Here is a 12659-nt window from a genome sequence, read left to right as displayed (position 1 = left end):
GTTGAGTGTGATACGTGTACATAAAGAGAGGAGCAATGAGAATGAGCATGCGAGTTTTGATGGGGCGATCTGGCGCAGGTAAAAGCACTCTGTGTTTGGATGAAATGGAAGCGAAATTGAAGGAAAACCCACGAGGGGCGTCTATTATATATATTGTTCCGGACCAGATGACATTTCAGCAAGAGTATGCGTTGTTGAAAAGGGATGGACTGGAAGGTTCGATACGAGCTCAAGTATTCAGTTTTTCCAGACTTGCATGGAGGGTTTTGCAAGAAACAGGTGGAGGAACAAAGAAATTCATCAGCTCTACAGGAGTGCAGATGATGCTACGAAAAATCGTCGAGCAGCGGACATCTGATTGGCGTGTTTTTCAAAAAGCGATTGAAAAGCAAGGGTTCATCGAGCAGCTAGAAGGGATGATCACAGAGTTCAAGCGATACCGCATCGAGCCAGAGCACCTTCACTCACAAATGGATGCACTCGATCAATATGTCCATACAACAAGCCAAGAGCAAGGACTTCGTGATAAGCTCGATGATCTTGCTTATATTTATGATCGTCTCGTTGATGCCTTGCGTGAGAAATACATAGACAGTGAGGATCAACTTCAACTGCTTGCAAGCAAAATTCCGAAAGCTTCTTTTCTAGATGGAGCGGAAGTGTACATTGATGGTTTTCATAGCTTTACCCCTCAAGAATATGTGGTGATCGAAGCTTTACTGAAAAAAGTGGATCGTGTCCATGTTACGTTGACAACAGAGTTGCCGGAGAATGGGTTCAATCCAGAGTTGGATCTGTTTCATGAAACAAAGGAAACGTTCTTATCTTTGCAGGAAACGGCTTTGAATGCGGGAGTCCCTATGGAGCCTGTGGAGCAGTTAGACAATCAACAGGGCCGAATGAAAGACCAGCCCGCGTTCCGTCATCTGGAAAAGTATTTTGACGAACGCCCTGCGCCCGGCTTTACAGGACACGTCCCCATTCAAATAGCCGAAGCCGTTCATCCTCGAGCGGAAGTGGAAGGCGTTGCCCAGGAGATGCTCCGGCTTGTACGGGAGGAAGGATATCGCTATAAAGACATGGCCGTCTTGATGCGTGAACCGGATGTGTATCATAGTTTGATTGAAACGCTGTTCGAAGACTACAACATTCCTGTTTTTATCGATGAGAAAAGGACGATGCTGAATCATCCGATGATTGAATTGATTCGCTCAGGCCTGGACGTGATTGAGGGGAACTTCCGTTACGATGCCATGTTCCGATTATTGAAGACAGGGTTTATTCCGAAAACGGACCGGGAGTTTCCGTTGGATGAAGATGCCATTGATGAATTGGAAAACTATGTTCTTGAATACGGTATTCGCTCAAGGAGTCAGTGGTTTTCTGATCAAGAATGGACCTACCAACGTTTCCGTGGTTTTGAACAAGCCTCTCAAACAGATGAAGAGAAAGCTAAACAGCGCAAAATCAATGCCTATCGCAACCAAGTAAGGCATGCGATGGAAGAGTTCGATCAGAAACTTAGACGGGCAGATACAATCGAGGAGAAAGCACGGACGATGTATGAATGGCTGGAAAGTATAAGAGTGCCTGAGCAACTGGAGAAGTGGCGCAATTACTATGATGAAAAAGGGGAAATTGAGCGGGGGCGTGAGCAGGAACAAGTATGGGATGCGTTTTTACAGCTGTTGGATGAAATGGTTGAGATGGCTGGAGAGGAAACCATGTCCTTACAAGTGTTCCGCGATACGATGGATAGCGGACTCGAGTCTTTGACCTTTGCCCACGTTCCTCCGAGTATGGATCACGTCGTCGTCGGAAGCGTCGACCGTTCAAGAATGACAGGAGTGAAGGCCTCGTTCCTTATTGGTGTGACCGATGGTATGTGGCCGATGAAACCACCGAGTGATGGCATGATTTCAGAACAGGAAAGATCGCTGCTCGCAGAGCAGGGTTTGCGCTTAGCTGATGGGAGTAACCGTCAATTACTTGATGATCGCTTCTATGTGTATCTCGCGATGACCATGCCGCAAGATAGGCTATGGATCAGTTATCCGTTAAGTAATGAAGAGGGGAAGTCGAAGATTCCAGCCACCATCATCCAGCGAGTGGAAGAGTGGTTCCCGAGTTGCCAATACCACCTCTTGCTCCAAGATCCAGATGACCTTCACGATGCTAGACGGTTTATTACCAACCCGACCAAAACAAGGTCCGCATTGACGTCTCAATTGGCTCGCTATTTAAAAGGGTATGCAATGGACCCGGTTTGGTGGAGCGTACTCAATTGGTATATCAAAGAAGAAGAATCGAATCAATTAACCAATCGAGTGCTGCAAAGCCTCTTTTATCAAAATAAACCATCCCATCTATCGGAAGAAACCACACAGAAGATGTTCGACAAGCAAGTGAAGACGAGCGTGTCACGTTTAGAGACATATCATCGTTGTTCGTACCAATACTTTGCAAGGCACAGCTTGCAATTAGAAGAACGGCGGACATATAAGCTCGACGCTCCGGATATCGGACAGCTTTTCCACGAGGCATTGAAGCAAATTACGGAATGGGTGCAAGGAGAGGGACGCAATTTTGCGCAATTGAACCGTAACGATACCGACCATTATGCGGAGAAAGCGACGTATCAGCTGGCTCCGATTTTACAGAACCAAATCCTTCGCAGTTCGAATCGTTACCAATACATCCAAAATAAGTTGCAAAAGGTGATTGCTCGAGCTGCATTCGTCCTAAGTGAACAGGCGAGGCAAAGCCACTTTACTCCGGTTGGGTTAGAGCTCGGGTTTGGAACAGGTAAAGAAGGAGAATTGCCTCCTCTGGCTCTTGACCTGCCGAATGGGTATGAGCTCATGCTGCGAGGGCGTATTGACCGTGTCGACCGCGCATTGACAGATGATGACTTGTTTCTACGAATCATAGATTATAAGTCAAGTGCCAAGGGCTTAAGTCTGATGGATGTTTATTACGGTCTATCTCTACAAATGCTCGCCTATCTTGATGTGGTATTAAGTAACGCAGAGCAATGGCTCGGTTCTACGGCTACTCCAGCCGGCGTTCTTTATTTTCATGTGCACAACCCAATGATTACGGGCAATCAACTGTTGAAGGACAATGAAATCGAAGAAGAAATCTTCAAGAAGTTCAAGATGCAAGGACTTTTATTAGAAAATGAGCATGTCGTGCAGATGATGGATACAGGTCTTGAAAAAGGGCAAAGTCGCATCATTCCAGCTGGGTTGAAGGCAAATGGAGGATTCTATAAGAGCTCGAAAACGGCTGATGCCGATCGATTCAAGGAAATCAACCAGTATGTACGTGGGCTGATGGGAAGAGCAGGAACGACCATTACCAATGGAGAAGTAGAGCTCAATCCTTATCAACAGAAACAACAAGTAGCATGTGGCTTCTGCCCATACAGGTCCGTTTGCCAGTTTGATCCAACACTAGAAGAGAACAATTATCGAAAACTACAAGAAATGAAGGACGACGATATTCTGAAGAACATGATTCAAGGGAAGGAGGGGTCTTAATGGTCAGTTGGACGGATGAACAGCACAGAGCGATTCATACGCACGGGTCCAATATTCTAGTTGCCGCTGCGGCAGGTTCAGGTAAAACGGCCGTACTTGTCGAGCGCATCATCCAAAAGCTTTTGCACAAAGGGGACCCTGTAGATATTGACTCGTTATTAGTGGTCACCTTTACGAATGCAGCGGCTCAAGAAATGAGGAATCGTGTCGGTCAAGCGCTTGGAAAAGCATTAGAAGAAGATCCGGATTCTCATCATCTGAAGAAACAGCTTTCCCTGTTACAAAACGCATCCATTTCAACGTTACACTCGTTTTGTATGGAAGTGGTGCGTCGTTATGCGTACACCCTTGATGTAGATCCCGGATTTCGCATTGCCGATACCGTCGAATCCGATTTAATCCAGCAAGAGGTGCTGGAAGATTTATTTGAAGACTGGTACGGCAGAGAAGGAGAAGAACAGCAGCGATTTTTCGATGTGGTTGAACGATTTTCTAGTGATCGTAGTGACTTGGATGTGGAGAAGCTGGTGCTCGATCTTTACACGTTCGCTACACAGAATCCATGGCCTGATGCATGGCTTGATGACATGGTAGCCATGTATGATGTATCGGGTTTGGAAGAAGAGCAGCAACTATCGTGGTTGGTGTTGTTGAAGAAAGAGGTCGAAAGCCAGCTGAAAGCGATGGAAACAGAAGCGCGTCAACTGTTGGATATTACGAGAGAACCGGATGGCCCTCATACATACGGGGAGACGGCTGATGCAGATCTTGAAATGGTCCAGCAGGCGAGAGGTGCATTGGCTCATTCGTGGGAAGAGTTACAAACCTTCATGGCAGGGACGAAGTTTGCCACTTTATCAAGAAAAAAGATGGATTGCGATGAAGCGAAGAAGGAAAAAGCCAAGAAAATACGCGATCGCTATAAGAAGCGATGGAATGAGATGAAGGACGAATGGTTCTCCCGTTCGCTTGCGAGTTATTTGAAAGACATGCACGCGTTGCATCCCGTCATGCAGCAGCTTGCTATTTTAGTCAAAGATTTTAAGGTTCGATATGAGCAGAGAAAGAAAGAGAAAGCGATCGTCGACTTCTCGGACTTGGAGCACTACTGTTTACAAATTTTATTAGATGACACGTCCACACCAGACACACCAGTTCCCTCTAGCGTCGCTAAAGGGTTCCATAGACAATTTACAGAAGTGCTGATTGATGAATACCAGGACACAAACCTTGTTCAAGAAACATTGCTCCGTTTATTGACAGATGGTGATGAAGCGGGCAACTTGTTCATGGTCGGGGATGTCAAACAGAGTATTTATCGTTTCCGTCATGCGGAACCTTCCTTATTCTTAACGAAATATAAAGACTATGGGCAGGAAGAACAGCAAGGGGAGCGAATCGATTTAGCCCGCAATTTCAGAAGTCGTAAGCAAGTTCTTGATGCAACGAACTATATTTTCAGGCAAGTCTTAGACGAAGAAGTCGGCGAAATGGAGTATGAGAAAGAAGCGGAGCTCATTTACAGTAACACGATCTATGATGAACTTACGAGCAGTGATACGGCGGCAGAACTCTTCTTGATTGATCGAGAGTCGAAAGAGGACGATCATGAAGAGAATGAGGAGTATAAGGACCTGGAAAAAGCTCAGTTAGAAGCCCGGGCCTACGGCAAAAAAATAAGAGATTGGCTTGGTCATGGTGAGACACCGCCTATAGAAGTGGTGGACAAAGAGACAGGAACGAAACGTCCGGTTCAGTATCGTGACATTGTCATCTTGATGCGTTCCATGACGTGGGCTTCAACCATCGTAGATGAATTGAAACAACAAGGTATTCCTGTTTATGCAGAGCTATCGACAGGATACTTTGAAGCGATTGAAATCAAAGTCATGTTGAGTTTGATGAAGGTCATCGACAACCCGATGCAGGATATCCCACTGGCATCTGTGTTGAAATCCCCGATTGTAGGCTTAAATGAAGATGAGTTAGCTCGCTTGAGGTTATCTAAAAAAAGAGGGACGTATTACGAGGCGATTCAGTCATACAAAGCAAATGACGAGTTAGGCAAGAAGGTCGAGCAATTCGCTCAAATGCTGGGGAGCTTCCGTGAGCGTGCGAGACAAGGGGCGTTGTCAGAGTTGATCTGGGATGTCTTCCGCGAAACCGGCTACTATGATTTTGTCGGGGGCATGCCTGGAGGAAGACAGAGGCAGGCGAACCTTCGAGCTTTATACGACCGGGCGAGATCGTATGAATCGACTTCGTTCAGAGGGCTGTTCCGCTTCTTACGTTTTATCGAGCGGATGGAGGAGCGAGGAGACGATTTAGGAGCGGCACGCGCCTTAGGGGAACAAGAAGACGTCGTACGCATCATGACCATTCACAAAAGTAAAGGACTCGAATTCCCGATGGTTCTTTTAGGGGCGATGGATAAACAGTTCAATATGATGGATTTGAAGAATCGTTACTTGCTTCACAAAGACTTCGGGTTCGGCACGCGTTATATTGATCCAGATAAGCGGCTCATGTATCCGACCCTTGCGTACCATGCGCTCAAGGAAGCCAAGCGCAGGGAGCTGCTGGCTGAAGAAATGCGTGTGCTGTACGTGGCTCTGACGCGGGCGAAAGAAAAACTGGTGATGATCGGAAATGTGGCATCTTTTGAAAAGAAACAAGAGAAGTGGCAATCATTCGTTGAAGAAAAACAATGGGTATTGCCGCCACACGATCGGCTTGAGGCGAAATCGTATTTAGATTGGGTCGGCCCTGCGCTTATTCGTCACCAACATACAGATGTACTCCGTGGCGGGATTGACGTTGCGACAGCAGATGAGATTAGAGAAGACGAATCTGAGTGGCGCGTTTCGATTGTTCATGGCAGTGAATTCGCTATCCTGGATGAACTGAAAGAGCATAGGGATGCTAAACTTCAAGAAGCGATAAACCAGTGGAAACAGGTAGATGAAGAGGAAAACGAGAGCGAGACGATTGCCCGGTTAAACTACACATATCCTTTTGAGAAAGCAGCTCGAACAAGAGCGAAGCAAACGGTATCGGAAATTAAGCGGCAGCGGGAAACGAAGGACGAATATTCCAGTGATCAATTACTTGTTCCGTACCGTGCTCCCATTGTGAAGCGCCCAAGGTTCATGCAAGAAGGGAACCAGTTGACAGCAGCCGAAAAAGGGAGTGCGATGCACGCTGTCATGCAACACCTCCCGTTCGAAGAGTCTTGGACAGCGGGTGAAGTGGAGGAGTTTGTCGAAGTTCTGTTAATGAAAGAAGTCTTAACAAGGGAAGAAGCGGATGTGGTCGATTTTGATGCCATTGCCGCATTCTTCGATACAACGGTAGGACGAATGGTCTTAGAAGCGGATGTGGTCGAACGAGAAGTTCCATTCAGTCTGACATTGCCGGCAAATGAAGTGTATAGAGACTGGGATGGACCGACAGAGGAAAAAGTTTTCATACAAGGTGTAATCGACGCCATGATTCCTTATAAGGATGGCTGGATGATCCTCGACTACAAATCGGATGCGGTCTCAGAAAATCCGGACACATTCGCTGATCAAATGAGACAGCGGTATGGGACGCAGCTTAGACTGTATCAAACAGCACTCGAGAAAATATGGAAACAGCCTGTCCACCGTAGTAGCCTTTACTTTTTCAATGGACCAATGGTCGTGGAGGTTGAGCGTGATGGAGAAAGTGTGTGAATTATGTAAGAGAGAGCCGGTGCGAACGACAGAGCACCATTTGATTCCTAAAGAATATGGTGGTGTGGACGGGCCAGTGGCCATGCTGTGTGGAGCTTGTCATAGGCAAGTCCATGCCTTGTTTACGAACGAGGAGTTGGCAGGATTCTATCACTCGATTGAACGGTTGAAAGATCACCCTGATATGATGAAATACATCAGGTGGGTGAAGAAGCAAGATCCTGAGAAGAGAATTACCACTAGAAAATCAAACCGTAGAAAAAGATAAAAGGAACGCTTAGATGCGTTCCTTTTATTATGTTTACACTTAAGCGTTTGCGGTGATGTTCTGGTCGTTTACATCAGGATCGATCGGGTTGGTAGAACTCAGTCCATTATTCGTGATGATCCAATTCCCTGTGTTCAGGGCACCCGATCCCGCACTGGTCTTTCCAGAACTCTTAGGTGACAAGTAAAAAGAATCGCCGAAATTGACGACACCGCCTCCGACACTATTGATACTTACGGGACCAACAATTGCAGGCATAGTAAGCCTCCTTTTTAGGCTTAGTCCGTATTGTCAACCTATGCAAGGACACCGACTATTGTTCTTCCTCTACACGGCGGATGTGTTTGATTCTGGAAAAACTATCCACGTGGTCAACGCCTCCGATTTGAATAACTGCAGAGGTGGAAGCACCAATCACGTTCAGTGAATCTACATAAATGGGACGTTCGTGATAAGAAAAAGAGTGTATGCCTATAGGTGGAAGTTCAGGTGAAGGGTGCATAGAGAATACGGAGAACTCACTGAAGTCATACCGCTCAAAGAGAACATCTGGATCCTCTACCTGAACAGCTAGCACGTTTGCTGTAGGCGACACTCTGTGGGCATCACCGATCAAGAGGCCGGACGCAATCGCTGTTGAGGTCACGTCGACTTCATTCACGTACACCATTCGTTTCATTCACCGTAACCTCCTTTTCCTCTAAAGATTGTTCGGAAGCGAAAGGTCCGATAATCAATGATTCAGGTGGGGTATCGAAGAAAGACTGTAGTCGAACCGTTTTACTGTCGCCTATATGAAAGACGGAAGAAGCCGTGACCCCGGAAACTCGAATTTGACCGACATGAAGACCATAATTGTGAACAATAAAATTCATTTAATCCTCTCCTTCGAGCGTATCGAAATAAGCGGCCATGGAATTTCGGATTTCCGTTTGTATTTGATGCAGGAGGGCTGTTTCATCCATATCCGGGTGTTGTTCTTTATACATATGAACCCGATCAGGGAGCTGCTTTCGAACGTCTGCAAGAATTTGTTGCTTATGTTGGTCCTCTAAGCGAATATCGTGATCCCTGACGTACTGGTCCATCCAATCAGGAACTTCACTGGTCATGTACTGTTGAAGAGAATGTAAGAGCGGCTGTTGATGTTGGTTCGCCTGTTTGGAGTAGAGGTCCCCAATATCCGATAAATCTGACCCATTCGGTGTCAAGCCAATTTGCAATGTTCCTTCCAGCGTTTCTATTTTTAACTGATCGAAATGGTATTCAATTTTTTCGATGACGGTTTGAGGTTTTTCATTCGAAGTCAGAGATTCTACTTGTTTCTGCAGTTGTTGAATAATCTGTTGCTGTTGCTCCAGCTGCTTCATCATTTGCTGGATATACGATTGCCATGAATAGTAGTTGTTCAAGTGAACCCCCTCCTTACCATCAATTTATGCAAGAAAAATAGAGACTATGTTATAGAGAGTGGGACAAGAGTAGCGGCTTCAGATTCAGGAATGGTAATGGTACCATCTTTCGGCTGAACTGTAGGGGCAGGTTCAGTGTATCCACCGGTATTATATAAATCCGCTTTCGCTTGAATGACGCCTGAACTGCCTATTTGAACGATAGATGAGTTTGAAACAGATCCGATTCTTAACACCTGAATGCTGATGGATTGATGAACGGTAATCGACATCGGGGAATCCCTCCTAAGCATTATTAATGGATGACTGGTCGACGACCTCTGAATCGTTCACATACGTGTTTGATCGATTGATGTCGATTTTAATACCGGTTCCTGTATTGAACGATCCACCCCCAGCAAAGGTTTTTGCCCATGCTTTAGGGGCCATATGATAGACATCTCCAATATTGAAAATACTCGAGGAAGACAACGTAATGACTTTGACGACCCCAACTTTTGCAGGCATATAAAAACTCCTTTCTATATATTATGAAACCGAATTGTCTTCATTACGTAATCCAAGTAAAATAAAATCATAGAAGGAGGATCATTATGAAAACATCTGCAAGACCATTACGTGAGTCTGAAAGATTAAGTTGGGTCGATGCTTCCCGTGGGCTTGCCATCCTGGGAATCTTCATGGTCAACGTACCCGCTTTCAATGCACCTTATTTTTTATATGGAGGGGCAGAACAGTTCTGGCCATCATCCATAAGTCATTTCGTACAGAGCTTCATCGATATATTTTTCCAAGCAAGTTTTTACACCTTGTTTTCCTTTATGTTCGGTTTCGGTATGCAAATGATGAAGGAGCGACTAGACGATAAGGCAATTCCTTACCGGCCCGTCATCTTCAGGCGATTGTTAGTTCTGATCGGGTTCGGACTCGTGCATGCTTTTCTCATTTGGCACGGCGATATCCTTCTATCTTATGGCGTCTTCGGAATGGTCCTATTCTTTTTCTTCTCGGCCAAACCTAAGACACTAGTAAACTGGGCTGTCGGAATGCTTGCGGTCCTTGTGGTTCCGTTCACCCTTTCGTTGTATGCGGTCAGAGACCAGCTGCAACGGACCGTCAATACCCCAGCTATTCAACAAGCAAAAGCGAATTATGGGGAAGGGAGCATCATGGATATTTGGCAGCAGAACTGGGTGGATTGGAGCTATGTGAATAGTGTAGCGAATTTACCATTTCTTGCTCTGAGCCTCATTCCGATGTTTCTTTTGGGGATGTTCATGTGTAAGAAGAGATGGTTACACGAGCCTAGCGACCATCTGAAAGCAATCAAAACCGTCTGGGTGGTTACAGGTGTGCTGTTTATAGCATTCAAAGCGGGGCCATACATAAACGGCAACCCTCAATGGATGCAGTTGCTACAAGATAATGTCGGGGGGACGGCGTCCGCAATCTTTTATGTGCTGTCGATTACGTTGTTGTTTCGAACAAAACGAGGTGTGCGTCTCGTTCATCCGTTAACATGGGTGGGAAAGATGTCGCTTACGAACTATATTTTTCAGTCGCTATTCAGCTTTCTGTTGTTTTATTCCGTCGGTTTCGGACTGTATGGTCAAGTGTCACCGTTGATTAGTCTTATCATAGTATTGGCGGTCTTTACACTTCAGGTCTTCGCAAGTAAAGCCTGGCTTCAAAAGTATAAGTATGGACCTCTCGAGTGGTTATGGCGTACGTTGACATATGGGAAGAGGCAGCCTTTAAAACGCAAACAATCCGCGGTCTCATAAAGGCTTGTTTCGATAAGGAGGGAAGTCATGAATCGCGATCAAATCATTAAAGAAAGTAAACAATGGTTGATAGACGGTATAATTACCGAAGATCAGCGTGAACAATTGATTGAGCGGTACCCTGAGAGGAAACGTAAGCCTCTGCTTCTCACATTTGGAGCCATCTTTATTGGCCTTGGTTTCTTAACCTTCATTGCCTCGAATTGGTCGAGCATGGATGATCTGATAAGACTTTCTATTATCATTGTGTTTCTTTTGGCCTTTTACATTTCGGGGGATGTTGTCTACCGAAAGCATTCAAAGCCTGTGGGGCAAAGTCTGTTATTAATCGCGTTGCTCATTTTCGGAGCGGGGATTTTTCTGATTGGCCAAATGTATCATTACACGTCTTATACCGCTTTTCCATTCTTCGTGTGGTCATTAGCCGCTTATGGGCTATGGAAAGTATCAGAGAGTCGAACATTCTTCATTGCGACAGTAGTGCTCATCACTATCGGTCAAATGTACAGTGGATTTTTGTTTCAACAGTATCACTTTTGGCTAGGGGCTCTATTCCTCATTGGCTTGGGGTGGGCAGTTTATAGACAAAAAGAAACAGAGCTTACCACTCTATTCGGCGTCAGTTTTATCATTCAGTCGCTCATACTCGTTTTCAGCGAAGGTCTCGATTATTACTGGTTGATGATCTTGTTTCTCCTAATATACTTAGCAGATGACCTCATTGTGAAAAAAAGTCAGACCCGGGTACTCAAAACGATGAGTATCATTTCCGTCTTTACTTTACACGTCTTCGGGGTGTTCCTGTTAGGATACGAGTGGGTTTTGGAATCTTCTGATGCGGCTTTCACTTTCTTTATCGTTTGGGCCGTTCTATTCGTCGGGGCGGTCATTCGGGCTGCCTTAAGCTCAACGAACTACTATTGGGTCGACTTGGTTTTATTCGTCCCTGTGTTCAAGTTCCCTATTGGCGATGTCTTGTCGCTCAGTTTATTGTTTATCTATTCGTTACTTTGGCTGATATTCGGTTATCAAACGGAAATCAGTCGATGGGTAAATAAGGGAACGGTCGCTTTCTTAATCACTACATTCCTAGCCTATTTCCAATTAGCGTGGGACTTCATGGACCGCTCACTCTTCTTCTTTATCGGAGGAATCCTACTATTTATCCTGAGTTACTTGTTAGAACGAAAACGTAGACAGGTGCATAAAGGGGAGGCAAAGTGAATGAAGAGAGTATGGTTCTATACCATCGTCGTATTACAAGTTGCCTTCCTCCTTGTCATGGCAGTCGGATACTATGCAATGGATCAGTTTGGTGAAACGGTTCACCTTAGGACGGCACCCGTCGATCCGCGCGATCCATTCTACGGTGATTACGTCATTTTAAATTATGAAGTAGAGACGATTCCTGCGAGCAAATGGATTGGATCCGAAGAGGTAGAGCGGGGCGAGAAGGTCTTCCTTTTGTTAGAGCAAGAGAAGGATTTGTATCAGCTATTAAAAGCTTCAGATGAACGGATAGAAGCAAAAGACCAACAAGTCGTCATGGAGGCACGTATGGAGTGGCATGATCAAACGAGTGATGGACCCTATTCTGTTGATTTAGGCCTTGGTCGATACTACGTGGAAGAAAACACGGGAGGAGAATGGGAAGGAACTGATTCACGGATTGTTGAAGTTGTTCTTGCTCCTTGGGGTCAGAAGAAAATCAATTCCATACAATGATCCACAGGTTAACAAACATTTTCAGTAGCCGGTATTCACTAGTATCCGCCGTATCCTGAAGGCTCTAATTTGAGACTTCCCGGTCCTCGACGTAAGTAAGAGTAGGGTGTTGTGGGAAATAACTCGCTTTCCTGCGGGGGAACCGCCGAGCCTCCTCGGTCGTTAACACTCCCTGTGGGGTCTCGCCTGAGTCCTTCTCCCGCGAAGTCTCG

Annotated in this window: 12 protein-coding genes; 6 read left to right on the top strand and 6 right to left on the bottom strand. The window is 45.6% G+C overall.

What is annotated here, in order from left to right; all coding sequences use genetic code 11:
• Positions 1–41: 41 nt before the first annotated feature.
• Genes addB through H0266_RS06375 form a run of 3 tightly spaced genes read left to right on the top strand, consistent with a single transcriptional unit; the run spans position 42 to position 7526 of the window.
• A complete protein-coding gene (gene addB, locus H0266_RS06385; RefSeq protein ID WP_181471527.1) occupies positions 42–3542 on the top strand; it encodes a helicase-exonuclease AddAB subunit AddB in 3501 nt (1166 codons plus the stop codon).
• Positions 3542–7258 carry a helicase-exonuclease AddAB subunit AddA gene (addA, locus tag H0266_RS06380; protein ID WP_181471526.1) on the top strand — a complete coding sequence of 1239 codons (3717 nt, stop codon included), beginning with the start codon at positions 3542–3544 and terminating at the stop codon, positions 7256–7258. Before addB ends, addA begins: the two co-directional genes overlap by 1 nt.
• Positions 7242–7526, top strand: a complete 285-nt coding sequence (locus H0266_RS06375; protein WP_181471525.1) for an HNH endonuclease — start codon at positions 7242–7244, stop codon at positions 7524–7526. Before addA ends, H0266_RS06375 begins: the two co-directional genes overlap by 17 nt.
• 39 nt (positions 7527–7565) lie before the next feature.
• Here the strand turns inward: H0266_RS06375 and H0266_RS06370 are convergent, their stop codons facing one another.
• Genes H0266_RS06370 through H0266_RS06345 form a run of 6 tightly spaced genes read right to left on the bottom strand, consistent with a single transcriptional unit; the run spans position 7566 to position 9445 of the window.
• Complete coding sequence (locus tag H0266_RS06370; protein ID WP_181471524.1) at positions 7566–7784, bottom strand: spore germination protein; 219 nt, start codon at positions 7782–7784, stop codon at positions 7566–7568.
• A 55-nt stretch (positions 7785–7839) separates the two neighbouring features.
• On the bottom strand, positions 7840–8205 hold the full coding sequence (locus H0266_RS06365) for a spore germination protein GerPE (protein WP_181471523.1): 366 nt from the start codon (positions 8203–8205) through the stop codon (positions 7840–7842).
• The gene (locus H0266_RS06360; RefSeq protein WP_181471522.1) at positions 8180–8401 is read right to left on the bottom strand and encodes a spore gernimation protein GerPD; all 222 of its coding nucleotides are present in this window, start codon (positions 8399–8401) and stop codon (positions 8180–8182) included. The genes H0266_RS06365 and H0266_RS06360 overlap by 26 nt, the downstream gene beginning before the upstream one ends.
• Complete coding sequence (gene gerPC / locus H0266_RS06355; RefSeq protein ID WP_246363656.1) at positions 8402–8938, bottom strand: spore germination protein GerPC; 537 nt, start codon at positions 8936–8938, stop codon at positions 8402–8404.
• 44 nt (positions 8939–8982) lie between these two features.
• Positions 8983–9210: a spore germination protein GerPB gene (locus H0266_RS06350; protein ID WP_181471521.1), complete on the bottom strand. Its 228-nt coding sequence runs from the start codon at positions 9208–9210 to the stop codon at positions 8983–8985.
• A gap of 13 nt (positions 9211–9223) precedes the next feature.
• Positions 9224–9445: a spore germination protein gene (locus H0266_RS06345; RefSeq protein ID WP_181471520.1), complete on the bottom strand. Its 222-nt coding sequence runs from the start codon at positions 9443–9445 to the stop codon at positions 9224–9226.
• Positions 9446–9531: 86 nt separating this feature from the next.
• Here H0266_RS06345 and H0266_RS06340 point away from each other — a divergent pair, with 86 nt between their 5' ends.
• The 3 genes from H0266_RS06340 to H0266_RS06330 are packed head-to-tail and all read left to right on the top strand — an operon-like array spanning position 9532 to position 12447.
• A complete protein-coding gene (locus H0266_RS06340) occupies positions 9532–10722 on the top strand; it encodes a DUF418 domain-containing protein (RefSeq protein WP_181471519.1) in 1191 nt (396 codons plus the stop codon).
• A gap of 27 nt (positions 10723–10749) precedes the next feature.
• Positions 10750–11946, top strand: a complete 1197-nt coding sequence (locus H0266_RS06335; protein ID WP_181471518.1) for a DUF2157 domain-containing protein — start codon at positions 10750–10752, stop codon at positions 11944–11946.
• The gene (locus H0266_RS06330) at positions 11947–12447 is read left to right on the top strand and encodes a GDYXXLXY domain-containing protein (RefSeq protein WP_181471517.1); all 501 of its coding nucleotides are present in this window, start codon (positions 11947–11949) and stop codon (positions 12445–12447) included.
• Positions 12448–12659: the final 212 nt, after the last annotated feature.

The organism is Halobacillus locisalis (genome assembly GCF_013694105.1).
GTDB classification, from domain to species: Bacteria; Bacillota; Bacilli; order Bacillales; family Halobacillaceae; genus Halobacillus; species Halobacillus locisalis.
This window is presented reverse-complemented; position numbering and strand designations above follow the sequence as displayed.